The following is a 25,399-nucleotide window of genomic DNA, read 5'->3' as shown; positions in this document are numbered from 1 at the left end:
CGGAACGCGCCGGGCCCTCGCCGTACCGTCACTCGAAGGACGGGCCGGCGGTGCGGGTGCGCTTGATCTCGTAGAAGCCGGGGGTGGAGGCGACGAGCACCGTGCCGTCCCACAGGCGGGCGGCTGCCTCGCCGCGCGGGGCGGGGGTGACGACCGGGCCGAAGAAGGCGACCCGGTCGCCGTCGGGGCCGTCCACGGCGATGACCGGGGTGCCGACGTCCTCGCCGACCAGCGTGATGCCCTCCCGGTGGGAGGCGCGCAGGGCGTCGTCGTAGGCGTCGGTGTCGGCGGCGTCGGCGAGCTCGACCGGCAGGCCGGCGGCCTCCAGTGCGGCCTCGATGGTGGCGCGCTCGTTCGGCAGGCCCTGGTTGTGGAAGCGCAGGCCGAGCTCGGTGTAGAGCCGGCCGAGCACCTTGTCGCCGTGCGCCTGCGCGGCGGCGATCAGCACCCGGACCGGGCCCCAGCCCTGGTCCAGCAGCTCGCGGTACTTCTCGGGCAGGTCACGGCCCTCGTTGAGCACCGACAGGCTCATGACGTGCCAGCGGGTGTCCACCGGGCGCACCTGCTCGACCTCCAGCATCCAGCGGGAGGTCATCCAGGCCCAGGGGCAGATCGGGTCGAACCAGAAGTCGGCGATCTTGCGGGAGTCGGCAGTCGTCACGGACGGCGTCCTTCGGTCGAGGGGTCGGTACGGGAGTCCCGGAGCGTGCCCCGGTCCCCCGGATGGCAACAGCGCGCCCCTGCGGTTGATTCCGTGCGCACCACCCGGGTCCGTGCCGGGGCCGGGCGGACCCGCCGTGAAAGGATGCCCCAGGCCGGGCCCACCGGTCCGGCCACCGCATCACCTCACAGCGTGCGATCCGGACAAAGGAGTACCGCCGTGCCGGGCAAGAACCTGAGCCGCGAAGAAGCGCAGCAGCGGGCCGAGGCGATCGGGGTGGAGAGCTACCGCGTCCATCTCGACGTGACCTCCGCGCCCGACCCGGCGGCCGCCACCTTCCGCTCCACCACGACCGTCGTGTTCCGCTGCGCCGCGCCGGGCACCGACACCTTCGCGGACCTGCTGGCGCCGCGGGTGCACGCGGTCACCCTCAACGGCCGCGCGCTCGACCCGGCCGTGGTCTTCGACGGGGTCCGGGTCACCCTGCCCGGTCTGGCCGCGCACAACGAGCTGACCGTCGTCGCCGACTGCGCGTACAGCCGCACCGGCGAGGGGCTGCACCGGTTCGTCGACCCGGCGGACGACGAGACCTACCTGTACACGCACTTCGAGCCGGCCGACGCCCGCCGGGTGTTCGCGAACTTCGAGCAGCCCGACCTGAAGGCGCCGTTCACCGTGTCGGTGACCGCCCCGGCGGCGTGGGACGTGTACGCGAACGCGGTGCACGAGGAGATCACGGCGGACGGCGCGGCCCGCACCTGGCGGTTCGCCCCGACGAAGCCGATCTCCACCTACCTCACGGCGGTCGTCGCCGGGCCGTACCACGTCGCCCGCGACCACTACAGCCGCGAGCTGCCGGACGGCGGCGTGCTGGAGATCCCGCTCGCCGCGACCTGTCGCCGCTCGCTGGCCCCGCACTTCGACCCGGACGAGATCTTCACCGTCACCAAGCAGGGCCTGGACTTCTTCCACCAGGAGTTCGACTACCCGTACCCCTTCGGCAAGTACGACCAGTGCTTCGTGCCGGAGTACAACATCGGCGCCATGGAGAACCCGGGCTGCGTGACGTTCCGCGAGGAGTACGTCTTCCGCTCGAAGGTCACCGAGGCCGCGTACGAGGGCCGGGCCAACGTCGTGCTGCACGAGATGGCGCACATGTGGTTCGGCGACCTCGTCACCATGAAGTGGTGGGACGACCTGTGGCTGAAGGAGTCGTTCGCCGACTACATGGGCTCGCTGTCGCAGAACGAGGCGACGAAGTACCGGGCGGTGTGGATCACCTTCGCCAACCGCCGCAAGGCGTGGGCGTACCGGCAGGACCAGTTCCCGACGACGCACCCGATCACCGCGGACATCCGCGACCTGGAGGACGCGAAGCTCAACTTCGACGGCATCACCTACGCCAAGGGCGCCTCCGTCCTCAAGCAGCTGGTGGCGTACGTCGGCCGTGAACCGTTCCTCGCGGGCGCCCGGCAGTACTTCCGGCGGCACGCGTACGGCAACACCCGGCTCGCCGACCTGCTGGAGGCGCTGGAGACGACCAGCGGCCGCGACCTCACGGCCTGGGCCGCCGCGTGGCTGCAGACCTCCGGCGTCAACGTGCTGACCCCGCAGGTCACGGTGGACGCCGAGGGGCGCATCACCGAACTCGCGATCGTCCAGGACGGCTCGGTGCCGCGCCCGCACCGCGTCGCGGTGGGCCTGTTCGACCGGGACGCCGACGGCGGCCTCGTGCGCACCGCGCGGATCGAGCTGGACGTGACCGGCACCCGCACGGTCGTCGCCGAGGCCGCCGGGCGGCCGCGGCCCGCACTCGTGCTGGTCAACGACGACGACCTGACGTACTGCAAGGTCCGCTTCGACGAGGGCTCGCTGGAGACGCTGCGCACCTCGCTCGGCGAGATCCGCGACGACCTGGCCCGCGCGCTCGCGTGGTCCGCGGTGTGGAACCTCACCCGCGACGGCCTGATGCCCGCCCGGGACTACCTCGGCCTGGTGCTGCGCTTCGGCGGCGGCGAGTCCGACATCGGCGTGCTGCAGTCGCTGCACCTGCAGGCGAAGGCCGCGCTCGACCTGTACGCCGACCCGGCGTGGCGGGCCGCGGGCGGCCGGCTGCTCGCCGAGGGCGCGGTGCGCGAACTGCGGGCCGCCGAGCCGGGCAGCGACCACCAGCTGGCGTGGGCCCGCTTCGTCGCCGTCGCGGCCGACGGCCCGGAGCAGCTGCAGCTGGTGCGCGGCCTGCTGGAGGGCACCGCGCGCATCGACGGCCTGGACGTCGACCAGGAACTGCGCTGGACGCTCTGGCTGGCGCTCGCCGCCGGCGGGGCGGCGGAGGGCCCGGAGATCGAGCGGGAGCTGCAGCGGGACAACACCGCCAGCGGCCGCCGCCAGCTCGTGCAGTGCCTGGCCGCCCGCCCCACCCCGGAGGCGAAGGCCGCCGCGTGGTCGGCCGTCGTCGACTCCGACGAGCTGCCGAACGCCCTGGTGGAGGCCGAGATCGCGGGCTTCGCCCAGGCCGGCCGGCGGGACCTGACGGCGGGCTTCACCGCACCGTACTTCGCGGTGCTGGAGAAGATCTGGGAGCAGCGGTCGATCGAGATCGCGATGCGGATCGTCGGCGGGTTCTTCCCCCGTCACCAGACCGAGCCTGCCGTGCTCGCGGCGACGGACGAGTGGCTGGACGGGCATCCGGCGGCCGCGCCGGCGCTGCGCCGCCTGGTGACGGAGTGCCGTGACGACCTCGCCCGGGCGCTGCGCGCGCAGGAGTGCGACCGGGTCTGACCGCCGGAACGGCTGCGGCCCCCGGCACGGCTGCGGCCCCCCGGCCCGGAAGGGCAGGGGGGCCGTCGGCGTACCGGGCGGCTGCTACTTGAGCGTGGCCGAGGTGAGGCCGGACTGCACCTGGCGCTGGAAGGACAGGTACACCACCAGCACCGGCAGCATGGCGATCGTCATGCCGGCGAAGAGGGCCGGGGCGTCGCTCTTGTAGCCGGACTGCAGGGCGAGGTTGACCAGGCCCTGGGCGAGCATCGAGTGGTCGGACTCGCCGGCCGTGGTCGGCTGCATCAGGGTGACCGGCAGGATGTACTGGTTCCACTGGCCGAGCACGTTGAAGATGCCCACGCTGATCAGGCCGGGCTTGGCCATCGGCACCATGATCCGGAAGAACGCCCGGGTGTGCGAGCAGCCGTCCAGCATCGCCGCCTCGTGGACGGCGGTCGGCAGGGTGCGGAAGAACGAGTGCAGGAAGAACACGGTGAACGGCAGCGAGTACGCGACGTACACCAGGATCAGGCCGAGGTAGCTGTTCAGGCCGAGGTACGGCGAGATCTCACCGAGGTTGCGGACCATGAAGAACAGCGGCACGAGGGCCAGGTAGACCGGGAACATCGCACCGGCCACGAACGAGAAGTAGATCACCCGGTTGCCGCGGAACTCGTAGCGGGCAAGCACGTAGGCCGCCATCGCGCCGAGCAGCATGGTGAGGGTGAGCGAGCCCGCGAGCACGATGAGGGTGTTGGCGAAGAACCCGCCGATGCCCTTGGACCACGCCCGGGCGAAGGAGTCGAAGCCCCAGTGCGTCGGCCAGCTCCAGGCGGAGCCGTTGATCTGCGAGTCGGTCTTGAACGCGCCGAGCACGACCCAGGCCAGCGGGAAGAGGATCATCACGGCCCAGACCGCGAGGAAGCCGTGCGAGAAGACGTTGAGGATGCCGCCGCTCTCGGCGAAGCGCTCCGTCCGGCCGGCCGGACGACTGCGCTGGGCCGGTACGGCGGTGGACTTGTCGATGCTGGTGCTCATGGCCAGGCCCCGCTCAGTACTCGATCCGCTCGCGCCGGGTGACGCGCAGCGAGACGACGGACAGGATGAGGGTGAAGAAGAAGATCACGACACCCATCGCGCAGGCGTAGCCGGCCTCGCCGAAGGCGAGGAAGTTGCGCATCAGATACGTCGACATCAGCTCGCTGTGGTGGTCGGGTCCGCCGCCGTAGGTGCGGCCCGGGGTCATGCTGGCCACCAGGGCGAAGGCGTCCATCGCGACGATCGCGAGGTAGACCCAGGCCGTCTGCACGGTCTCCCACAGCAGCGGCAGGGTGATCGTGAAGAACGTCTGGCCGCGCTTGGCGCCGTCGAGCAGCGCCGCCTCGTAGATGTCCTTGGGGATCGACTGCATGGCCGCGGAGAAGAGCACGAGGTAGAAGCCGACACCGCCCCAGACCAGGATGCCCAGGATGCACCAGAGCACCAGGTCGGGGTCGGAGAGCCAGGCCACCGGGTGCTGGGCGTCGACCAGGCCGGCCTTGATCAGCACGCCGTTGAAGAGGCCGCTGCCGTCCGTGCGGTACACGGCCTGCCAGAGCACCGCGAGGATCGCGATGGAGAGCACCTGCGGGAAGAAGAACACGACCTTGTAGAAGGCGGCCCCGCGGACGCCCTGCACCCCGCCGGTGCCTCCCTTGCCGCCGACGTTGAGCATGAAGGCGAAGAAGAGCGCGATCAGGATCGTCGCGACGGGCAGCACCGCGAGCAGCAGGAGGTTGTGCCACAGCGCGCCGAGGAAGACCTCGTCACCGAAGAGTTTCGTGTAGTTGTCCAGGCCGACGAAGTTCATCTCCTGGCTCTGCCCCGACCAGTCGGTCAGGGAGTACCCGAAGGTCTGCGCGTAGGGCCAGAGCACCAGCCCCACGTACAGCACGATCGGGAGAAAGAGGAACCCCACGATGAAGGGGTACTTGCCGTGACGCATGGGTCACTTCTCCTGTCCGTCAGGGTGACGCACCGGGGGCGGTTCGGGGCCCCCGGTGCGTCCTGTTCCTCCGCCGGTCAGGCGGTCTTGTTCTTGGCGGCCGACTCCTTGGCGCGCTTGATCCACTCCGCCGGAGTGATGCGCTTGGCCATCAGCTCGCCCGAGGCGTTCTGCAGGTCCTCGTCGAACTTCGAGGCGGTGTTCGGGTACTGGTAGTTGAAGGTGTTCGCACCGGCGGCCGTGAGGGCGACGACGGTGGAGGCGGTGCCCGGCTTGAGCTTGACCTCGGGGCCGACGCCGTCCTTCAGGCAGGTGAGGCTGTTGGCGGTCTGGGCGAACTTGCCCGAGGCCTCCTTGGTCAGCATCATCCGGAGGAACTCGAGACCGCCGGCCACGTTCTTGGCCTTGGACGGGACGATGAAGGGCTCGCCCGCACCGGCGCGGATCGCCTCGAAGGGCAGCTTGTCGCCGGGCAGCGACGGCATGGGCAGGAAGACCATGTCGAAGTCGGCCGGGGTGGTGGCCAGCTGCTCGTTCTCCAGCCAGGAGCCGGACGGGATGAACGCGGCCTTGTACTGGTTCCAGGCGGTCTGCGACTCGGTGTGCGTCATGCCGTTGGTGCCGGGGAGGAGGAAGTCCTTCTCGACGATCTGGTAGAACGCCTCGACGACGGTCTTGACGGCCGGGTCGTCCCAGGCGGCGGCGTCGAGGGCGTCGATGCGCTTCATCAGGTCGAGGCCGCCCTGCTTGGCGATCATGTCCAGGAGCGCGACGTTGATGTAGTACGGGTACTTGCCCTGGTGGGCGAGGGGCGCGATGCCCTTGGCCTTGATCTTGCCGCAGAGCTCGATGAACTCGGCCCAGGTCTTCGGGGCCGTCCAGCCGTTGTCCTTGAAGAGCTTGCCGGAGTACCAGAAGCCCCAGACGGTGTAGACGTAGGACAGGTTGTAGACCTTGCCCTTGACCGTGCCGGACTCGATGGTGCCGGGCATCAGGACGTCGCGGATCTTCTTCGACGGGTCGTCGATGTACGGCGCGTCGAGGAGCGGCTGCAGGTCGGTGAGCTGGTTGGAGTCGGCCAGCACGTCGAGCTTGATCTGCTTGTTGCCCGAGTCGTCGATGACGTCCGGCGGGGAGCCGGCGTTGAAGCGCGGCTGCAGCTTGCCGGTGACGTCCTGGTCGGCCTGGTGGTTGATCTTGGCGCCGGGGTAGCTCTTCGAGTAGATGGCCTCGAAGGCCTTGGCGTAGTCGCTGCCGTAGCCGCCGTTGAAGATGAAGACCTCAAGGCCGTCGGCGTCCTTGACGCCGAACGGGTTCTTGGCGTCGGTCAGGTTGTAGCCGCCGGCCGCCTTGTCGCCCTTGTCGCTGCTGCCGCCGGTGCCGCCGGCACACGCGGTGAGCAGGGATCCGCCGGTGGCGGCCAGCACGGCGATGCCTGCGGCGCGCTTGAAGATGTCACGCCGGTTGTACTCGGTTGCAGAGCCCATGAGTGCCCCTAGCCCCTCGATGTCCAAGAAGATGGGTGATGCCTCGGGGTATGACGAGATGTCAATTCCCGTTGAGAAAGGCCCGCCTGGCGGCAAGTGCGCCGGTCAAAGGCGTGCGGTCGATGCGCAAAGGTATAGTCCACTGTTCATCCTGCGGCAATAGCAGGGCCGCTGGATGGGTCACGTTGGGAGTCAAAGCGTTGCGGGCGGTGCAGCATGTGCAATGCGCAGGGAGCCTGCCCGATAGCCGGTAGACGGCCCGGACACCGAGAAGATAGCGCGCTGATGCTCGTTTGGACATAGAAACGCGCAGCTTCGCGCATCGGCGATCGAAATCGTGATGCGAGACGCTGCGCGTGGAAGGGCGGAAGCGGGGGGCGCGCCGGGACCGGCACGCCCCCCGTCGGGTCACGGCCGCCCGAAGCCGCCCTGCAGACCCCTGTCGACGGCCGCCACCAGGGAGCCCTGGGCGTCGTCGTTGTCCAGCGACCAGGCCATCACCCCGCCGAGCCCGAGCGCCCGGACGTAGCGCGCCTTGCGGGTCAGCAGCTCGGGCGTGTCGTACGTCCAGAACTCCGTCCCGTCGTACTTCCAGGTCGCGCCGTGCAACCGGTCGTCGTGGACCGTGCCGGGCAGGTCCTTGATCAGGCGGTAGGGCAGGTTGCCGCCCTGCGCGAGGCCGGTCGCCGCCTGGTAGAGGCCCGCCGTGCCGCCGTCCGCCACGCCCGTCCAGCCGTAGCCGTAGAACGGCACGCCGAGCACCGCCTTCTCCGCGGGGAGGCCCCTGGACAGGTAGTGGCGCACCACGCGGTCCACGCTGTAGCCGGCGTTCTGCGGCGACGGGTCGGCCCGGTCGGAGAACAGGTTGGCCTGGTGGTTGGTCGGCCCCTGGGCCTCCCACGGGCCGTGCAGGTCGTACGTCATCAGGTTGAGCCAGTCGACCGAGCGGGCGACCCTCCCGATCTCCAGCTGGTCGGCCTTGGCCTCCCCCGCCGGGACGGCGGCCGTCAGCAGGTAGTGGGCGTGCCGCTTGCCGCCCAGCGCGTCCAGCTGGCGGCGGAACTCCTGCATCAGCAGCGTGTAGTTGCGGCCGTCCTCCGGACGGACGACGTTGCCCGGGTCGCCGCCGCCGCCCGGGTACTCCCAGTCGATGTCGATGCCGTCGAAGACCCCGGCCCCCGCACCGGCCCCGCCCTCGGCGGACCCGAGCTGCGGCAGGTCGCCCTTCACGTACAGGTCGATGCAGGACGCGACGAACTTCCTGCGGGCGGCGTCGGTGGCCGCGGCGTCCGAGAAGTACTTCGACCAGGTCCAGCCGCCGAGCGAGATCACGGCCTTGAGCTGGGGGTTCTTCGCCTTCAGCTTGCGCAGCTGGTTGAAGTTGCCCTTCAGCGGCTGCTCGGCGGTGTCGGCGACGCCGTCCACCGACTCCTCCGCGCCGACGGGCCGCTGGTAGTCGGCCCAGGCGTCACCGACGCCGGCGGCGTTGGCCTCGAAGCAGGTGCCGTCGGCGGAGACGTTGCCGAAGGCGTAGTTGATCACGGTGAGCCTGCCGGCCTGGCCGGACTCCTGGACCTTGCGGGCGGTGGCGCCGCTGTAGACGCCCCACTGGGTGAAGTAGCCGACCCGCTGGCCCTTCAGGCGGGGGGCGGGGTGGTCGTGGGCCTGTGCGGCCGCCGGTGCGGCGAGCACGGTGGCCAGTGCCACCGCGAGGACTGCTGAGGTGCGTCTGGGCATGCCCGTGGCCTTCTCCGAGTCGGCATCAAATGGTCTGGACCAAGCTGAGACAGAGGTTTAGTCCATCGGCCGGGCCGCGCACAAGGGGGCCGACGCACCGTCAACCGCCCACCGGCACAACGCCGGTCCCGCGGGCCGCCCCGCGGAAGGTCCGCGGACGGCCGTCAGCCGCGTGACGCCGGCGCCGGCACCCCGGCGCCCCCGCCGGCTCGCCCAGCGCCTCCTGCCGCCCCGTGCGCACCGTCAGGCAGGGCCGGCACCGGTCCGGCCACCTCCGGGCCATCCGCAGCGCGAAGCGCACCGGCGTCGTCCAGGCCGTCGCCGCCATGTGCGCCAGGGTCTCCTGCACCGTGCGCCCGGCGCAGAGCGAGGGCGTGGCCCGCTGTCCGGGCGTCGGCCGCTCGGCGTCGGCCGGCGGCGCCCGCCGCTCGGCACGGATCACGGGCCGGGGGTCACGCGGTGCCGCCACGCCTCCGCCGTACGACGACGAGGGCCGGGCCGCACCCCCTGCTGTCAGGGGGTGCGGCCCGGCCTCCGGGTCACTGCGGTGCTCAGCCGATCAGGCTGCGCAGCACGTACTGCAGGATGCCGCCGTTGCGGTAGTAGTCCGCCTCGCCGGGGGTGTCGATGCGCACGACCGCGTCGAAGGCCGTGCTGGTCCCGTCCGCGCCGACCGCGGTGACCTTGACGGTCTTCGGGGTGCGGCCCTCGTTGAGCTCGGTCACGCCGGAGAAGGAGAAGGTCTCCTCGCCGGTGAGGCCCAGCGAGTCGGCGGTCTGGCCGGCCGGGAACTGCAGCGGCAGGACGCCCATGCCGATCAGGTTCGAGCGGTGGATGCGCTCGTACGACTCGGCGATGACGGCCTTGACGCCCAGGAGCGCGGTGCCCTTGGCCGCCCAGTCGCGGGACGAGCCGGAGCCGTACTCCTTGCCCGCCAGGACGACCAGCGGGGTGCCGGCGGCCTGGTAGTTCTGCGAGGCGTCGTAGATGAACGACACCGGGCCGTCGGCCTGGGTGAAGTCGCGGGTGTAGCCGCCCTCGGTGCCCGGCGCGATCTGGTTGCGCAGGCGGATGTTCGCGAAGGTGCCGCGGATCATGACCTCGTGGTTGCCACGGCGCGAGCCGTAGGAGTTGAAGTCACGCTTCTCCACACCGTGCTCGGTGAGGTACTGCGCCGCCGGGGTGCCCGGCTTGATGTTGCCGGCCGGGGAGATGTGGTCGGTGGTGACCGAGTCGCCCAGCTTGGCCAGCACGCGGGCACCGGCGATGTCGGTCACCGGGCTCGGGGTCTTGGCCATGCCGTCGAAGTACGGGGGCTTGCGGACGTAGGTCGACTCGGCGTCCCACTCGAAGGTGTTGCCGGTCGGCACGGGCAGCGACTGCCAGCGGTGGTCGCCCGCGAAGACGTCCTGGTAGCCCTTGTCGAACATGGCCTCGTCGATGGAGCCGGCGACGGTGTCGGCGACCTCCTGCTCGGACGGCCAGATGTCGGCGAGGAAGACGTCGTTGCCGTCGGCGTCCTGGCCCAGCGCGTCACGGGTGATGTCGACGTTCATGTTGCCGGCGAGGGCGTACGCGACGACCAGCGGCGGGGACGCCAGGTAGTTCATCTTGACGTCGGGGTTGATCCGGCCCTCGAAGTTGCGGTTGCCGGAGAGCACCGAGACGACCGCGAGGTCGGCCTGGTTGACGGCGGCCGAGACCTCCTCGGGCAGCGGGCCCGAGTTGCCGATGCAGGTGACGCAGCCGTAGCCGACCAGGTTGAAGCCCAGCTTCTCCATGTACGGGAGGAGGCCGGCCTTCTCGTAGTAGTCCATGACGACCTTGGACCCGGGGGCCAGGGTGGTCTTGACCCACGGCTTGACCGTGAGGCCCTTCTCCACGGCCTTCTTCGCCAGCAGGGCGGCGCCCAGCATGACGGAGGGGTTCGAGGTGTTGGTGCAGGAGGTGATCGAGGCGATCACGACCGCGCCGTTGTCGATCTCGTAGGACGAGCCGTCGGGGGCGGTGACGGCGGTCGGCTTCGAGGCCTCGGCGGAGTAGGTCGGCAGCGCCTCCGCGAACCTGTCCGCGGCCTCGGCCAGGATCACGCGGTCCTGCGGGCGCTTCGGGCCGGAGATCGACGGGACGACGGTGGAGACGTCCAGCTCCAGGTACTCGGAGAAGACCGGCTCGACCGACGGGTCGTGCCAGAGGCCCTGCTCCTTGGCGTACGCCTCGACCAGGGCGAGCTGCTGCTCGTCGCGGCCGGTGAGCTTGAGGTAGTTGATGGTCTCGGCGTCGATCGGGAAGATCGCACAGGTCGAGCCGAACTCCGGCGACATGTTGCCGATGGTGGCGCGGTTCGCCAGCGGGATCGAGGTGACGCCCTCGCCGTAGAACTCGACGAACTTGCCGACCACGCCGTGCTTGCGCAGCATCTCGGTGATGGTGAGCACCAGGTCGGTGGCGGTGGTGCCGGCCGGGAGCTGGCCGTTGAGCTTGAAGCCGACCACGCGCGGGATCAGCATGGAGACCGGCTGGCCGAGCATCGCGGCCTCGGCCTCGATGCCGCCGACGCCCCAGCCCAGCACGCCCAGGCCGTTGACCATGGTGGTGTGCGAGTCGGTGCCGACACAGGTGTCGGGGTACGCCTGGCCGTTGCGGACCATGACGGTGCGGGCCAGGTGCTCGATGTTGACCTGGTGCACGATGCCGGTGCCGGGCGGGACGACCTTGAACTCGTCGAACGCGGTCTGGCCCCAGCGCAGGAACTGGTAGCGCTCCTTGTTGCGGCCGTACTCGATCTCGACGTTCTGGACGAAGGCGTCCGGGGTGCCGAACTTGTCGGCGATGACGGAGTGGTCGATGACCAGCTCGGCCGGCGCCAGCGGGTTGATCTTCGCCGGGTCGCCGCCGAGGTCCTTGACGGCCTCACGCATGGTGGCGAGGTCGACGACGCAGGGGACGCCGGTGAAGTCCTGCATGATCACGCGGGCGGGCGTGAACTGGATCTCCTCGCTCGGCTCCGCCGCGGCGTCCCAGTTGCCCAGGGCGCGGATGTGGTCGGCGGTGATGTTGGCGCCGTCCTCGGTGCGGAGGAGGTTCTCCAGCAGGACCTTGAGGCTGTACGGCAGCCGCTCGGAACCCTCGACGGCGGAGAGCTTGAAGATCTCGTACGACTCGTCGCCCACCTGCAGCGAGCTGCGGGCGTCGAAGCTGTTCGCGGACACGACTGACTCCTTCTGGGTCCACCCGATGGTAAGGTAAGCCTTAGCTAAGCCCACCCTGCCGATACGGAAGGCGTGCGGCTCTCGGCAACTATCTTGATATCAAGATAAATCATAGTGTGAACTTATCTCGATGTCGAGATAAACCATAGTGCATGCCCGCGCACGCCATCACCTCAGGCAGGGCCCTTCCGGGACGCGCCACGGCACCCCTCCCAAACTTCACCCGCCGCCCGTGCGGCGCAAGTGCGCGGGGGCGACGGAGCCCGGACACCTCCCCGGAACACCTCCCCGACACGCCGGCCGGACCCGCACCGCAGCTAGGGTGTCCCGATCCCCACCCGAGCCGCGCACGTCCCGCACCGGCACCGCCCGCAGGACGACGGCACCACGCCGCCGAGGAGCCCGCCCGTGATCGTCGTCGACGCATCCGCCCTCGTCCTCGCCCTGGCCGACGACGGCCCGCGCGGCGACGGGGCCCGCGCCGAACTCGCCCGCGACACCGCGTGGGCCGCACCCGACCACGTCCTCATCGAGTGCATGCAGTCGCTGCGCGGCCTGCTCCTCGCCCGCCAGGTCACCGCCGAACGCGTCACCGAACTCGCCGAACAGCTGCCCGCCCTGCCGATCCGGCGGGTCGACGTGGCCCCGCTGCTCCGACGCGTCTGGGAACTCAAGGACAACCTCACCCCGGACGACGCCGCGTACGTGGCGGTCGCCGAACAGCTCGGGGCCCCCCTCGTCACCGCCGACCTGCGGCTGATGCGGGCCAGCGGCCCCCGCTGCGAGATCCGCGGCATCGACGCGGGCGGCAACACCGCGGCAGGCCGGACCACCCCGTCCGGGTGACGCCACGGCACGCCGCCGCGCCACCCGCCCGGCCGGACGCCACCGTGGGACGGCCCACCCGAGCCGCGGCGGGCCCGCCCGACGAGAGGCCCCCGATGCCCGTGCCGTTCGCCCCCGCCCTGCCCGCACTGCTCCTCCTGCCCGCGCTGGCGGCACCCGCCACCGTCGTGGACGCGGACTTCGACCCGGCATCCGCCTTCGTACGGCCGACCGCCATCAGCCACGCACCCGACCTGGTGCCCTACGGGGCCCACGTCCGGCTCACCGCCACCCGGGCCCCGGGTGCCTCCACGGTCGCCCTGGAACTCCGCGGCCTCGCCCCCGCGCTCGACCTCGCCGCACACGTGCACACCGGCCGCTGCGGCGCCGACCCGGCCGCCTCCGGACCGCACTACCAGAACGTGCCGGACCCGGTGCAGCCCTCGACCGACCCTGCCTACGCCAACGACCGCAACGAGGTCAGGCTGGCGCTCCGCACCGACGGCACCGGACAGGCAGCCGCACGGACGGCGGTCGGCTTCGCCTTCCGCCCGGGCGGGGCGCACTCCCTGGTGCTGCACACCGGCCACCGGATCGGCACCCACCCGGCGGGCGAACGCATCGCGTGCGTCGACGTCGACCTCTGACCCGTCGGCACAGCGGCGCGACGGCGGGCAGGGCCCGGGGCCGGTGCCGGCGGGCGAGTGGGTCAGTGAGTGTGCGGGTGGATGGATGGGTGGGTGGGGGTCAGGAGCCGAGCGTCGCGACCATGACGGCCTTGATGGTGTGCAGCCGGTTCTCCGCCTGGTCGAAGACCACCGAGTGCGCCGACTCGAACAGCTCGTCCGTGCACTCCAGCTCGGCCATGCCGGTCGCCTCGTGCATCTGCCTCCCGATCTCGGTACCGAGGTCGTGGTACGCGGGCAGGCAGTGCAGGAAGCGGACGGCCGGGTTGCCGGTCGCCCGGACGGTGTCCATCGACACCTGGTACGGCCTGAGCATCTCGATGCGCTCCGCCCAGACCTCCTTGGGCTCCCCCATCGACACCCAGACGTCGGTGTAGAGGAAGTCGGCGCCGGCCACGCCGTCGGCCACGGACTCGGTCAGCGTGATCCGGGCACCGGAGGTCTCGGCGAGGGCCTGGGCGGCCTTCTGCACCTCCGCGGCGGGCCAGAGCTGCTCCGGCGCGACGATCCGGACGTCCATCCCGAGCAGGGCACCGGTGATGAGGAGCGAGTTGCCCATGTTGTTTCGGGCGTCGCCGAGGTAGGCCAGGGCGACCTCGGAGAAGGGCTTGGCGCAGTGCTCCTGCACGGTCAGCACGTCGGCGAGCATCTGGGTCGGGTGCCACTCGTCGGTCAGCCCGTTCCACACCGGCACCCCTGCGTTCGCGGCCAGCTCCTCGACGATGTGCTGGCCGTGGCCCCGGTACTCGATCCCGTCGAACATCCGGCCGAGGACCCGCGCCGAGTCCTTGATCGACTCCTTGTGGCCGATCTGCGAGCCCGCCGGGTCGAGGTAGGTGGTGGTGGCGCCCTGGTCGTGCGCGGCCACCTCGAAGGCGCACCGGGTGCGGGTCGACGTCTTCTCGAAGATCAGCGCGATGTTCTTGCCCCGGAGCCGGGGCTGCTCGGTGCCGGCGTACTTGGCGGCCTTCAGCTGCGCGGCGAGGTCCACCAGGAAGCGGAACTCCTGGGGAGTGAAGTCGAGCTCCTTGAGGAAGTGCCTGTTCCGGAGGTTGAACGCCATGCCGGGCTCCTGGGTCATCGGATACTTGAATGGGAAGTGTATACGACGGCCCGAATTTGTATGCAGATGGCGGCGTGTGATTCCGTCCGGCCGCGCGGGACACCGCCGGAGCGCGGCCGGACCAGGCCGGTCCGCCCCTGCCGCGTGCGGCAGGGCCGGACCGGCGGTCAGAGACGCGGGTCGACCGGCTCCGACTCCAGCGCGAGCACCGCGAAGACGGGCTCGTGGACCCGCCACAACGGCTCGTTCGCCGCCAGCCGGTCGAGCGCCTCCAGGCCGAGCGCGTACTCGCGGAGGGCGAGCGAGCGCTTGTGGCCGAGGAACCGCTGCCGCAGCACGTCCAGCGACTCGGTGTAGTCCGGGCCGTAGATGATCCGCAGGTACTCGCGGCCGCGGACCTTCACCCCCGGCTGCACCAGTCGGCCCGCGGCGTCGCGCACGAGGGAGGCCACCGGCTTGACGACCATGCCCTCACCGCCCGCCGCGGTCATCTCCTCCCACCAGGCGATGCCGGCGGCCACGGACGCGTCGTCGGCGGTGTCCACCAGCAGGCGGCCGGTGCCCTGCAGCACCGGCGCCTCCGGATCGTCCGCGGCGACCAGCCGGTCGATCCAGTCGAGGTGCCGGTCGTGCGGGAGCACCGCGAGGTTGGCCCCCTCGGCGGCGAGCAGCTGGAAGGGCGCGAGCCGGATGCCGCTGAGCCCTTCGGTGGGCCAGCAGTAGCGCCGGTACGCGGCCGTGAACGCCTCCGCGTCCAGGGCACGGCGCCGCTGCCGGGCCGTCAGGTCGGCGACGTCCAGCCCGCGGGCGGCCGCACGCTCCAGCGCGTCCACCACCTGCGGCAGCGCGGCGCCCGCGGCCGCGCCGACCGCGGCGTACTGGCGGCGCAGCAGGTCGGCCGCCTTGAGGGACCACGGCATCAGCTCGGCGTCCAGGAGCAGCCAGCCGGTGCCGAGCTCGTCGAAGAGCCCGGCCCGCTCGGCGGCCGTCCTGACCCGGTCGAGGACCGCCCCGGTGAGCCCGTCGTCCCCGAGGAAGGCCCGACCGGTACGGGTCCAGATCGCGCCCGGGCCGGAGAGGCCGAACCTCTTCTCCAGCGCGGCCTCGTCCCGGGCGACCAGCACGACGGCCCGGGAGCCCATGTGCTTCTCCTCGCAGACCACGTGCTGCACCCCGTCGTGGCGGTACGCCAGGAACGCCTCCTCCGGGTGCTCCAGATAGCCCTCGCGCCGCGAGGTCGCGGACGGGGCCATCGTCGGCGGCAGGTAGGCGAGCAGCCGCGGGTCGAGCGCGAAGCGGCTCATCACCTCCAGCGCCGCGGCGGCGTTCTCCTCCCGGACGGCGACCCGGCCGTGGTGCGCGGTCTCCACGATCCGCCGTCCGGAGACGTCGGCGAGGTCGAGCGGACGGCCCTCGCGGCCACCCGGCGCGTCCGTGTGCAGCGGCCGCGTGGGGGCGTACCACTCCTGCTCCGCCGGGACGGAGACGAGCTCGCGCTCGGGGTAGCGCAGCGCGGTCAGGCTGCCGCCGAAGACGCAGCCGGTGTCCAGGCAGATCGTGTTGTTGACGAAGCTCGCCGAGGGCACCGGGGTGTGGCCGTAGACCACCAGCGCCTTGCCCCGGTACTCCTCCGCCCACGGGTAGCGGACCGGCAGCCCGTACTCGTCCGTCTCGCCCGTCGTGTCGCCGTACAGCGCGTGCGAGCGGACCCGGCCGGAGTTGCGGCCGTGGTACTTCTCCGGCAGACCGGCGTGGCAGACCACCAGGGCGCCGCCGTCCAGCAGGTAGTGGCTGACCAGGCCCCGCATGAAGGTGCGGACCTCGGCGCGGAACTCCTCGGACTCGGCGGCCAGCTGGTCGATCGACTCCTGCAGGCCGTACGCGACCGTGACCTTGCGGCCGTCCATGTGCCGGCCGAGCTTGTTCTCGTGGTTGCCCGGCACGCAGACGGCGTGGCCGGCAGCGACCATGCCCATCACCAGGCGCAGCACGCCCGGCGTGTCCGGGCCGCGGTCGACCAGGTCGCCGACGAACACCGCGGTGCGGCCGTCCGGGTGGACGGCGTCGACCGCCCGGCCCCGGGCGTCGCGGGCCAGGTCGTAGCCGAGGCGGGCGAGCAGCGTCTCCAGCTCGGAGCGGCAGCCGTGGATGTCGCCGACGATGTCGAAGGGACCGGTGAGGTGCCGCAGGTCGTTGTACCGCTTCTCCGTCACGATCTCGGCGGTGGCGACCTCCTCCTCGCCGCGCAGGAGGTGCACCTTGCGGAAGCCCTCGCGCTCCAGGCCCTTGAGGGAACGCCGGAGCTCGCGCTGCTGGCGCGGCAGCACGTGGTCGGGCAGCTGCCGGTCCGGGCGGTGGCGGTTGCGCTCGGCGCACACCGCGAGCGGGACGTCCAGGACGATCGCGATCGGCAGGACGTCGTGCTCCCGGGCGAGCCGGACGAGGGCCTTGCGGGACTCGGGCTGCACGTTGGTGGCGTCGACGACGGTCAGCCGGCCGGCCGCCAGCCGCTTGCCGACGATGTAGTGGAGCACGTCGAAGGCGTCGGCGGAGGCCGACTGGTCGTTCTCGTCGTCGGAGACGAGAGCGCGGCAGTAGTCGGAGGAGACGACCTGCGTGGGCTTGAAGCGGGAGCGGGCGAAGGTCGACTTCCCGGAGCCGCTGGTGCCGATCAGCACGACGAGGGACACGTCGGTGACGGGCAGCCGCCGGGCGCGCTGCGCCGCAGCGGGCGCGTCGGCCGGTGCGTCGGCCGGTGTGCCGGACGGTGTGCCGGACGACGCGGGGTCGGGGGCAGGAGCGGGGTCGGGGGCAGGAGCGGGGGCGGGGGCGACGTGGGTGGTGTCGCCGGCGGTCGTCCCGTCGGCGGCGCGGCGGTCGTCGGTGGTCATCGGGTCACGCTCCCTTCGGGGGCCTGGTCGGTCGTGGCACTGCCGGACGCGAGGAACAGGGCGAGCTGGGTCGGCGCCCCGACCTCCTCGTCCGACGGGCCGACGGGCCGGAGGTCGACGGTGTACCCGTACGTGCGGGCGACCTGCTCGGCCCAGGTGCGGAACTCCGCCCGCGTCCATTCGAAGCGGTGGTCCGCGTGCCGTACATGGCCCGCCGGGAGGCTCTCCCACCGGACGTTGTACTCCACGTTGGGGGTGGTCACGACGACCGCCCGGGGGCGGGCGGCGCCGAAGACCGCGTACTCCAGGGCGGGCAGTCGCGGCAGGTCGAGGTGCTCGACGACCTCGGAGAGCACCGCGGCGTCGTAGCCCTTGAGCCGGGCGTCGGTGTAGGTGAGCGCACCCTGCACCAGCTGCACCCGCGCGGCCTGACGCTCCGGCATGCGGTCCAGCCGAAGTCGGCGCGCGGCGGCGGCCAGGGCGCGGGAGGAGACGTCGACGCCGACCACCTCCTTCACACGGGTGTCCTTCAGCAGCGCACCGACCAGCTCGCCCTGGCCGCAGCCGAGGTCGAGCACCCGCGCCGCACCGGTCTCCGCGAGGGCGGCGAGGATCGCCTCCCGGCGCAGCTCGGCGAGCGGTCGGGAACGGCCCGCGTGGGCGTCGTCGGACGCCGTCGGCCCGTCGACGGTATCGGTGGTGGCGGTGGTATCGGTGGTATCGGTGGTGGCGGTGGCAGGCGCGTCGGACGCACGGGCCGTGCCGGATGCGTCGGCCGTGCCGAACGCCTGGAGCTCCCCGGATGCGTGGACGTCCTCGGCCGCGCCGGGCGCCTCGGACTCGTCGTCGGACACGGCGTTGTCCAGCTCCTCCGCTTCCTGGTCGTCCGCCTCGGCGAGGCGGGCCAGCGCCAGCCGCTCCATGGCGAGCCGGGTGAGCGACCAGCGGCGGGCCAGGTAGCGGCGGGTGATCAGTGCCCGCTCGGGGTGCCCGGCGAGCCATCCGTCGCCGGCGGCCAGCAGCTTGTCGACCTCGTCCGGTGCGACCCAGTAGTGCTTGGACCCGTCGAGGACCGGCAGCAGCACGTAGAGGTGCTGCAGCGCGTCGGCGAGCCGCAGTTCGCCGGTGAGCTGCAGCCGCACGTAACGGCTGTCGCCCCATGCGGGGAACACCTCGTCCAGCGGCACCGCGGTGGCGTAGACCTGCCACCCGAGCGGCTCGAAGAGCCTCCGGACCATGGCGGGTCCGCCGTCGCTGCCGCCGTTGGCGGGCACCGCGGGCAGGGCGATCCGCAGCGGCATCGGGAGGTCGGCCCGACCGGGCAGCTTCTCGCAGTCGCCCTTCATCGCCGTCCGGAAGACGGTGCGGAGCGCGACGGCCAGCAACGAGGACGCCGCGTAGGGGCGGTCGTTCACGTACTGCGCGAGCGCGAGGTCGGGCGAACCACCGCGGCCCCCCTTGCCCCGGTTCTGGCGGACGAGGGCGACCGGGTCGATGTCCAGCAGCAGGGCTGCGGTGCAGGCCTCGTCGGTCGCCTCGGGGTAGAAGACGTGCGCCACGCCGTGGGCGGTCGAGAAGCGCTGCACCTTGTCGGGGTGCTTGTGCAGCAGGAAGCCCAGGTCGGTGGCGGGACCGTCCGCGGTGGCCGTGGTGGAGATCGAGATGAACACCCGGCCGAGTATGGCCGACCGGGGATCGGCAGGTCATCGCATTTTGGCCGGTCCGCGCGGTCGATGGCGTCCGGACGGTGAGCGCGTTCGGCAGTGCCTCCCCCGATTCGTTAACGTGCTCGATGTGACTGCTGAAACCTCCTCCCTCCCCGGCGGCGCCGTCGCTGTCGGCCTGGCGACGATCGCCGCCGACGGCACCGTGCTCGACACCTGGTTCCCCGCTCCCGAACTGACCGCCGCGCCCGGCCCGGCCGGCACCGTCCGGCTCACCGCCGAGCAGGCCGAGGCCGCGCTGGGGAGCGGCGCCGCGGAAGCGCTGCGCACCGACGCCCGCCGCGGCGTCGAGGTCGTCGCGGTGCGGACCGCCATCTCCTCGCTGGAGGACAAGCCGCTGGACGCGCACGACGCGTACCTGCGGCTGCACCTGCTGAGCCACCGCCTGGTGAAGCCGCACGGGCAGAACCTGGACGGCATCTTCGGGCTGCTGGCCAACGTGGCGTGGACGAGCATCGGGCCGGTACCGGTCGCCGGTGTGGAGCAGGCCCGCCTCGCGGTCCGCTCGCAGGGCGGCCAGCTCGCCGTGTACGGCATCGACAAGTTCCCGCGGATGACCGACTACGTCGCGCCGAGCGGCGTCCGGATCGCCCACGCGGACCGCGTCCGCCTCGGTGCCCACCTGGCCGAGGGCACCACGGTGATGCACGAGGGCTTCGTGAACTTCAACGCCGGCACGCTCGGCACCTCGATGGTCGAGGGCCGGATCAGCGCGGGTGTCGTGGTGGGCGACCACAGCGACATCGGCGGTGGCGCATCGATCATGGGCACGCTGTCGGGCGGCGGCAAGCAGACCGTGTCGGTCGGCGAGCGCTGCCTCCTCGGTGCCAACGCGGGTATCGGCATCTCGCTGGGCAGCGACTGCGTGGTGGAGGCCGGTCTGTACGTGACCGCCGGCACCCGGGTCACCACCCCCGACGGCAAGATCGCCAAGGCGGTGGAGCTGTCCGGCCAGGACAACCTGCTGTTCCGCCGCAACTCCCAGAGCGGCGCGGTCGAGGTGATCGCGCGGTCCGGCTCGTGGGGCGGCCTGAACGCGGAGCTGCACGCGCACAACTGATCCTCTGTGCTGCCGGCGGGCCCGGCTCGCGTACGGACCGTACGCGAGACGGGCCCGCCGTCGTGCCGGGACGGGACGGCGGCTCTGCCTGCGGGCGGGCCAGGACCGCGGACCCGGCCGCGATCGCGACATCGGGCCCGGACCCGGGCCCCTGCTCCGGCTCGGGCTCGGGCTCGGGCCGGACGGGCGCCGGGTCCGGGTCCGGGTCCGGGTCCTGCGTACGGCGGAACGCGGACCGGCGCGCAATCCGGCCTCACTCCTGGGGCTGACGGCCGGACACGGTTGGACCTCAACGGGTGGTGCGAGGTGACCGGCGGCGTGCGGGGGTCGTTGGAGGGTGGGCGCCGGTGTCCGGCGCCGCACACCGCACCACCGAGTCGGAAGGGCACTCTCATGTCCGATCGCACGTCCGAGCCGAATCCCGAAGCCTCGCAGTCGCTCTCGTACGACTTGTCCGCGGCCGTGGCGTCCAAGGGTCTCCTCCAGCAGATGGAGGAGCTGCTGGCGACGGTGAGCGCCAACCTGGCCGGGCTCGGCGCCGACCTGCGCTCCTCGGGTGTCACCCGGACCGATGACCCGGAGGACGAGGCTCCGGAGGCCGGCGCTCACCGCTGAACCCCGGTCGGGGATCCGTGCGCCCCGGCCGCGGCGGGCGGCCGCACACCGGTGCGTGGCCCCCGGCCGCGGCCCGCCGGAGCTGCGGCCGTCCCGGATGCTGCCTGCCGGCGGTCCAGCGGCCGCGCCGCAAGCGGGTCGGGCAGGTCGGACACCCCCGGCGCATCGGGCTGCACGGGCAGGTCGGGCAGGGCTGGCGGATCTGCCGTTCCGGGGCACCCGGCCGGGGGCCGGTCGTCGTCGGCCTCGCCCGTGCCCTGCGGCGGCGCACCGCTGTCGCGGCGGACGGTGCGGAGCAGCTCGGCCACGAGGTCCTTGCACTCCGCGCCGGCGTCGACACCGTCGATGCACTGCCAGTACACGGTCTCGGCGTCGGCGCCGCAGGCGAGCACGACCAAGGCCTCGGCCACCTCGTGCAGCAGACTGCCGAGTTCGTGGAGCAGCGGTTCCAGCTCCCCGAGACCGTCGAGGCGCTCGGCCCTGACAGCCGCCGTCCGGTCCACGGAGGACCGTTCGACGCGGGCTCCGTCGAGCGACGGATCGTGGGGATCCCCGGCGTGGTCCGTCGTGGGGCCGGCCTCCTCCGTGTCGTCCGGCGGCCGGGCCAGGCAGGCGACCGCATGGGACCCCGCGTCACGCAGCAGTTGCCCGAGCGCGCCGATCTCACCGGTCTCCCGGTGGGCGATCCGGATGCCCACGGCCTCGATGAGGAGCACCGTCTGCCGGGCCTCCTCCAGCACGTCGGACGCCGTCCTGGCCTGGGCCAGCGCGTGCCGGGCAGTCTTGATCAGTCGCAGCGCGTCCATGCCGCCGTTCCCTTCGCTCGTGTCCGTCCGCCGTCGCCGGCGGTGTGTCACGACGCAAGGGTGCCCGCGGCACCGGACCCCGCCCGGCCGGTCCCGACGTCCTGTGGACAAACCCCGCCTGTGGACAACCGAGGTCCCCCACACGGCGGAAAGCCGTCACCCGCACGGCGGACAGGCGGAACGAGAAACAGGGAGGGAGGAGGGACCGGGACGGGAGCACACGGTCCGTCAGCCGACGGCGGCACCGCCCGGCGCCGCATCGGCGCCCGACCCGGACCCGGACCCCGACCCCGACCCCGACCCCGGTGCAGCGTCGTCGCCCGGGACGGGGAAGCGCTTCTCGTTCCGTTCGATCTTCGCCGCCAGGGCCTCCGCCGGGTCCACGCCCACCGCCGTGCAGAACTGCAGCAGGTAGGCGAGGACGTCGGCGACCTCGTCGCGTACCCGGTGGGCCCGCTCGGGGTCGGCCATCACCGCGTCGGCCTGTTCGGGTGTCAGCCACTGGAAGATCTCCAGCAGTTCGGCCGCCTCCACGCTGAGCGCCGCCGCGAGGTTCTTCGGCGTGTGGAAGGGCTGCCAGCGCCGGGCGGCCGCGAACGCGGTGAGCCGGTGCCGGAGCGCCTCCAGGGCATCGGGCCCGGGACCGGGAGCAGGAGCAGGAGCGGGACCGGGACCGGGAGCAGGAGCAGGACCGGGAGCAGGAGCGGGTCCGGCCGGGTGCAGGGCGTGGGTGTGGGTGTCGTCGTCGCTCACGCCCCCAGGTCTACCCCATCACCACCGACCCGCCCGCCCTGCGGTGGCACGCGCGGCCGGTCCGGCAGCACCAGGACGCTGTGGCCGGTGGCCGGATCCCGTCGGCACTCGACCAGTTCGACGCCCTCCACGTCGTGGGCCGCCGCGGGCTCCTGGAGGGCGGCGAGCACCCTGACGTCCTCCTTCGCGCAGACGTCCCGGGCGACCCGGAGCAGCGAGGCGGTCTGTTCGGTGCCGAGGCCGGCGCCGAGGTCCTCGGCGAGCACGGTGAGCTGCCGGTGCGCGGACGGCACCTCGGCGGCCGCGTCCACGTCGAGCACGCCGGCCCCGGTGAGGAGTACGGCGGCGAAGGCGAGCAGTCGCAGCATGCCGTCGGAGGCCTGGTCGGCGCCGGTGCGGCCGAGCACGCCTTCGTCGAAGACCGCCATGAGGCGCTCCTGCGTGTCCGCGCCGCGGCGGGCGACCTGCAGCCCGAGCAGGGGGTGCGGGGCTGCCGCCTGGACGGCTTTGAGGAGGCGCCCGTAGCGGCGGCTGCACTCCTGCTCCAGCCGGGCGAGCACGGCGGAGATGTTGGAGGCGGTGCCGACGAGCCGGGCCTGTGCCTCGGGCCTGGTCCAGCTGCGCATCGCTGCGGGCACCGGGTGCAGCGGGAAGACTTCGCGCAGCGCGGTGAGCAGGTGCTCGGCGGCGGCCAGCACCTTGCGTTCGCCCGGCGACGACCCGGCGACGCGCAGGGGGAGCTGGGCGGTGATCAGGCTGTCGCTGGGGAAGGGCGCGCGGATGTCTCCCTGGCGGGTGTCGTTGTGCCAGGTGACGTTCACCCGGCCGTGGGTGGTGTCCTGCTCGCCGGTCTCCACCAGGGTCTCGCCGGCGAGGGTCAGCCACTCGCGGGCGACGCGGACGCGGCCGTCGGTGCGGACGACGAGTTCCAGCCGGATCGGGCCGGCGTCGGAGCGGACGGTGCAGCCGAGGATGATCGCGTTCCGGCCGTGCGGGACGCAGCCGGCCAGCCCGCCGCGGATCGGTGCGGCCAGCGGCCCGGAGGTGCCGCCGAGGCCGTCGAGCGAGAGGCCGATCTCCTCGCCGAGGGCGAGCCGGGAGAGGACCGCGAGGGCGTCCAGTGCGTTCGACTTGCCGACGCCGGAGGGCCCGTGGAGCAGCGTCAGCGCGGTGAGCGGCAGGGTGGTGCGGCGGTACGACTTGAAGGAGGTGAGCCGTAGTTCCTCGACGGCGGGACGGCGGGTGGCGGTTCGGGTGACCGGGGCGGCGGTCACGGCGGCTTCGCTGGTCACTCCGGGACCTTAGCGGCCGTCCTGGCAGGTGAAACGTCCCTGCTCGGGCGGGTTCACACGAACGGCTCAGCGCCCGCGGCACCGCGCACCCCCTGCCCCGAGCGGCCCGGCCGCCACCACCCCCCGGCCATCGGACCCCACCGCCGGATCCCACCACCGAACCCGGCGCGCGGCCTGCATACCGAGAAGGCGGAGAGGCGGACCAGGCGGACAGACGGACGGACCGCACGAACGGACGGACCGCGCGGCGCAGCCTCAGCCGTAGACCGACAGCCGCACGGAGCCGGTCACCTCGACGGGGTCCGGGAGTTCGGCGAGCGCCGCGGCGAGCCGGTCGGGCGCGGTGTGCCAGGCGTTGGGGCCCATGCCGACGACGGCGGCCGCGTCGGTGTGGGAGAGCCGGAGGGTGAACTCCACCTCCGTCCGGTCGAGGGGCTGCAGCCAGGGGTTGAGCTTCTCGTCGATGCGGCGCTCCTTCTCGTCGTCCACGGACAGCAGGCCGAGGCCGTCGACGAGCTCGCGCAGGTGGCGGCCGGTGGGGGCGACGAGCAGCAGGCGGCCGCCGGGGCGCAGCACGCGGCGGATCTCGGGACCGTTGCGCGGGGCGAAGACGTTGAGGACGAGGTCGGCGCAGCCGTCGCGGAGGGGCAGCGGGCGCCAGGCGTCGCAGACGACGGCGCCGATCCGCTGGTGGGCCCTGGCGGCGCGGCGCAGCGCGTACTTGGAGATGTCGAGGGCGGCGCCCGCCGGGCCGGCGAGGCGGTCGAGGACGTGGGCGAGGTAGTAGCCGGTGCCGGCGCCGAGGTCGGCGACCAGGCCGTCGTGGGGGACGGTCCCGGCGGCGTCGGCGAGTGCGTCGGCGATCGGGCGGTAGTGCCCGGCGGCGAGGAAGTCGCCGCGGGCGGCGACCATGGGGGCGGTGTCGCCGGTGCCGGTGTGGGCGTCGCCGGCGAGCAGGCTGACGTAGCCCTGCCGGGCCTGGTCGAAGCTGTGCCCGGCGGGGCAGCGGAGGGTGCGCCCGTCGAGGGTGAGGTGCCGCGCGCAGTGGGGGCAGGCCAGATGGTGCTCGATGTCCTGCAGCAACGTCGCGTTCCTCGGGCTCGGGGGGTGGGCTCCCAGCCTAACGAGTCAGCTCGACGGGTCAGTCGGTGTCGGTTCCTTCGTCGTCCTCCCCGCTGACTTCCTCCTCCTCGGGTTCGTCGACGACCCAGGCGGCGAGGCGTTCGGCGACCCCGCTGACGCCGATCTTGCCTTCGCGGATGCCGCGGGCGAGGCTGCGGACCTCGCGCGCGGTGGTGGCCACGGTGCAGCCGCTGGCGACGAGGTACGCGTAGGCGACGGCGGTGGCGAACAGCTCGTTGTTCCGCTCCAGCGAGGGGATGCGGATCAGCTGGTGCATCAGGGCCGCGGCCCGGTCGTAGGGTTCGGGGTAGACGGCGATGTCGAAGATCTCGGCCTGGTGCCGGGCGACCGCGGCCAGGAGCGACCCGTAGTCGGTGACCTGGGGGTCGCCCGGGGTGTACTGCTCAGCGGTCATGAGCAGCCACGAGAGGTCGACCTCAAGTTTCAACGGCGCACGTCCTGTGCGCCCGGCTCTCCGAACTCGGCCAGGAAGGCCGTCTCGTACTCCTTCATGAACTGCGCGGCGGTGTCGACGAAGAGGCGTCCGGCCTCTCCCATGTCCTGCTGCACGAGGCGTTCGATGTACTGATTCATGCTGATCCCCTGCTGTTCGGCCCTTTCGCGGGCCATCTCGGCGGTGGTGGCGTCCACCCTGACGTTGAGCTGTTTCTTGGCCATGCATTCAAGCTAGCGCCGAGGTGCTAGCACAGCAAGGGCG

The 25,399-nt window shown here is 72.3% G+C and carries 20 protein-coding genes; 5 read left to right on the top strand and 15 right to left on the bottom strand.

The window, feature by feature from the left end; genetic code table 11:
- Positions 1-28 precede the first annotated feature (28 nt).
- On the bottom strand, positions 29-595 hold the full coding sequence (locus SNE206_RS05755; RefSeq protein ID WP_407912470.1) for a disulfide bond formation protein DsbA: 567 nt from the start codon (positions 593-595) through the stop codon (positions 29-31).
- A gap of 285 nt (positions 596-880) precedes the next feature.
- On the opposite strand from SNE206_RS05755, the gene pepN reads away from it, so the two are divergent.
- Positions 881-3,442 carry an aminopeptidase N gene (pepN, locus tag SNE206_RS05750; protein WP_407912260.1) on the top strand — a complete coding sequence of 854 codons (2,562 nt, stop codon included), beginning with the start codon at positions 881-883 and terminating at the stop codon, positions 3,440-3,442.
- Between the two features lie 84 nt (positions 3,443-3,526).
- On the opposite strand, the gene SNE206_RS05745 is transcribed toward pepN, so the two are convergent.
- From SNE206_RS05745 to acnA, 5 genes are all read right to left on the bottom strand, one after another.
- Positions 3,527-4,462, bottom strand: a complete 936-nt coding sequence (locus tag SNE206_RS05745; RefSeq protein ID WP_407912259.1) for a carbohydrate ABC transporter permease — start codon at positions 4,460-4,462, stop codon at positions 3,527-3,529.
- Between the two features lie 13 nt (positions 4,463-4,475).
- Positions 4,476-5,408, bottom strand: a complete 933-nt coding sequence (locus SNE206_RS05740; RefSeq protein WP_407912258.1) for a carbohydrate ABC transporter permease — start codon at positions 5,406-5,408, stop codon at positions 4,476-4,478.
- Between the two features lie 77 nt (positions 5,409-5,485).
- Positions 5,486-6,895: an N-acetylglucosamine/diacetylchitobiose ABC transporter substrate-binding protein gene (gene ngcE / locus SNE206_RS05735; protein ID WP_407912257.1), complete on the bottom strand. Its 1,410-nt coding sequence runs from the start codon at positions 6,893-6,895 to the stop codon at positions 5,486-5,488.
- A gap of 408 nt (positions 6,896-7,303) precedes the next feature.
- On the bottom strand, positions 7,304-8,632 hold the full coding sequence (locus SNE206_RS05730; protein ID WP_407912256.1) for a glycoside hydrolase family 18 protein: 1,329 nt from the start codon (positions 8,630-8,632) through the stop codon (positions 7,304-7,306).
- Between the two features lie 551 nt (positions 8,633-9,183).
- On the bottom strand, positions 9,184-11,844 hold the full coding sequence (gene acnA / locus SNE206_RS05725) for an aconitate hydratase AcnA (RefSeq protein ID WP_407912255.1): 2,661 nt from the start codon (positions 11,842-11,844) through the stop codon (positions 9,184-9,186).
- A 408-nt stretch (positions 11,845-12,252) separates the two neighbouring features.
- Between acnA and SNE206_RS05720 the strand changes: the two genes are divergently transcribed.
- The gene (locus tag SNE206_RS05720; RefSeq protein WP_407912254.1) at positions 12,253-12,690 is read left to right on the top strand and encodes a type II toxin-antitoxin system VapC family toxin; all 438 of its coding nucleotides are present in this window, start codon (positions 12,253-12,255) and stop codon (positions 12,688-12,690) included.
- 95 nt (positions 12,691-12,785) lie between these two features.
- Positions 12,786-13,316, top strand: a complete 531-nt coding sequence (locus tag SNE206_RS05715; RefSeq protein ID WP_407912253.1) for a superoxide dismutase family protein — start codon at positions 12,786-12,788, stop codon at positions 13,314-13,316.
- A gap of 100 nt (positions 13,317-13,416) precedes the next feature.
- Here SNE206_RS05715 and argF read toward each other — a convergent pair whose 3' ends face one another.
- The 3 genes from argF to SNE206_RS05700 form a co-directional block, all read right to left on the bottom strand.
- Entirely contained in the window at positions 13,417-14,418 is a 1,002-nt protein-coding gene (gene argF, locus SNE206_RS05710) for an ornithine carbamoyltransferase (RefSeq protein WP_407912252.1), read from the bottom strand.
- A 167-nt stretch (positions 14,419-14,585) separates the two neighbouring features.
- Positions 14,586-17,309: a polynucleotide kinase-phosphatase gene (locus SNE206_RS05705; protein ID WP_407912251.1), complete on the bottom strand. Its 2,724-nt coding sequence runs from the start codon at positions 17,307-17,309 to the stop codon at positions 14,586-14,588.
- Positions 17,306-18,979, bottom strand: a complete 1,674-nt coding sequence (locus tag SNE206_RS05700; protein ID WP_407912250.1) for a 3' terminal RNA ribose 2'-O-methyltransferase Hen1 — start codon at positions 18,977-18,979, stop codon at positions 17,306-17,308. The genes SNE206_RS05705 and SNE206_RS05700 overlap by 4 nt, the downstream gene beginning before the upstream one ends.
- Before the next feature lie 124 nt (positions 18,980-19,103).
- On the opposite strand from SNE206_RS05700, the gene dapD reads away from it, so the two are divergent.
- A complete protein-coding gene (gene dapD / locus SNE206_RS05695) occupies positions 19,104-20,093 on the top strand; it encodes a 2,3,4,5-tetrahydropyridine-2,6-dicarboxylate N-succinyltransferase (protein WP_407912249.1) in 990 nt (329 codons plus the stop codon).
- A 393-nt stretch (positions 20,094-20,486) separates the two neighbouring features.
- Positions 20,487-20,708 (top strand): hypothetical protein, encoded by a 222-nt coding sequence (locus SNE206_RS05690; protein WP_407912248.1) that lies wholly within the window; start codon positions 20,487-20,489, stop codon positions 20,706-20,708.
- Here the strand turns inward: SNE206_RS05690 and SNE206_RS05685 are convergent.
- The 6 genes from SNE206_RS05685 to SNE206_RS05660 all read right to left on the bottom strand — a co-directional run bounded on the left by SNE206_RS05685 (position 20,699) and on the right by SNE206_RS05660 (position 25,359).
- Positions 20,699-21,514, bottom strand: a complete 816-nt coding sequence (locus tag SNE206_RS05685; protein ID WP_407912247.1) for a DUF6099 family protein — start codon at positions 21,512-21,514, stop codon at positions 20,699-20,701. The genes SNE206_RS05690 and SNE206_RS05685 overlap by 10 nt on opposite strands.
- A 228-nt stretch (positions 21,515-21,742) precedes the next feature.
- Positions 21,743-22,141 (bottom strand): nucleotide pyrophosphohydrolase, encoded by a 399-nt coding sequence (locus SNE206_RS05680; protein WP_407912469.1) that lies wholly within the window; start codon positions 22,139-22,141, stop codon positions 21,743-21,745.
- 122 nt (positions 22,142-22,263) lie between these two features.
- Positions 22,264-23,559 (bottom strand): AAA family ATPase, encoded by a 1,296-nt coding sequence (locus SNE206_RS05675; protein ID WP_407912246.1) that lies wholly within the window; start codon positions 23,557-23,559, stop codon positions 22,264-22,266.
- A gap of 255 nt (positions 23,560-23,814) precedes the next feature.
- On the bottom strand, positions 23,815-24,642 hold the full coding sequence (locus tag SNE206_RS05670) for a putative RNA methyltransferase (RefSeq protein ID WP_407912245.1): 828 nt from the start codon (positions 24,640-24,642) through the stop codon (positions 23,815-23,817).
- A gap of 58 nt (positions 24,643-24,700) precedes the next feature.
- Complete coding sequence (locus SNE206_RS05665) at positions 24,701-25,129, bottom strand: fic family toxin-antitoxin system, toxin component (protein WP_407912244.1); 429 nt, start codon at positions 25,127-25,129, stop codon at positions 24,701-24,703.
- Complete coding sequence (locus SNE206_RS05660) at positions 25,126-25,359, bottom strand: toxin-antitoxin system HicB family antitoxin (protein ID WP_030270443.1); 234 nt, start codon at positions 25,357-25,359, stop codon at positions 25,126-25,128. Before SNE206_RS05660 ends, SNE206_RS05665 begins: the two co-directional genes overlap by 4 nt.
- Between the last annotated feature and the right edge of the window lie 40 nt (positions 25,360-25,399).

Source organism: Kitasatospora sp. NE20-6 (assembly GCF_045862635.1).
Note: the sequence above shows the minus strand (reverse complement) of the source record. Positions and strands in the feature narration are given on the sequence as shown.

Excerpts from the sequence above, each read along its gene's own strand:
- SNE206_RS05755 (WP_407912470.1), bottom strand. The coding sequence starts at position 595 with ATGACCTCCCGCTGGATGCTGGAGGTCGAGCAGGTGCGCCCGGTGGAC.
- SNE206_RS05745 (WP_407912259.1), bottom strand. The coding sequence starts at position 4,462 with ATGAGCACCAGCATCGACAAGTCCACCGCCGTACCGGCCCAGCGCAGT.
- SNE206_RS05740 (WP_407912258.1), bottom strand. The coding sequence starts at position 5,408 with ATGCGTCACGGCAAGTACCCCTTCATCGTGGGGTTCCTCTTTCTCCCG.
- ngcE (WP_407912257.1), bottom strand. The coding sequence starts at position 6,895 with ATGGGCTCTGCAACCGAGTACAACCGGCGTGACATCTTCAAGCGCGCC.
- SNE206_RS05730 (WP_407912256.1), bottom strand. The coding sequence starts at position 8,632 with ATGCCCAGACGCACCTCAGCAGTCCTCGCGGTGGCACTGGCCACCGTG.
- SNE206_RS05715 (WP_407912253.1), top strand. The coding sequence starts at position 12,786 with ATGCCCGTGCCGTTCGCCCCCGCCCTGCCCGCACTGCTCCTCCTGCCC.
- argF (WP_407912252.1), bottom strand. The coding sequence starts at position 14,418 with ATGGCGTTCAACCTCCGGAACAGGCACTTCCTCAAGGAGCTCGACTTC.
- SNE206_RS05705 (WP_407912251.1), bottom strand. The coding sequence starts at position 17,309 with ATGACCACCGACGACCGCCGCGCCGCCGACGGGACGACCGCCGGCGAC.
- SNE206_RS05690 (WP_407912248.1), top strand. The coding sequence starts at position 20,487 with ATGTCCGATCGCACGTCCGAGCCGAATCCCGAAGCCTCGCAGTCGCTC.
- SNE206_RS05685 (WP_407912247.1), bottom strand. The coding sequence starts at position 21,514 with ATGGACGCGCTGCGACTGATCAAGACTGCCCGGCACGCGCTGGCCCAG.
- SNE206_RS05660 (WP_030270443.1), bottom strand. The coding sequence starts at position 25,359 with ATGGCCAAGAAACAGCTCAACGTCAGGGTGGACGCCACCACCGCCGAG.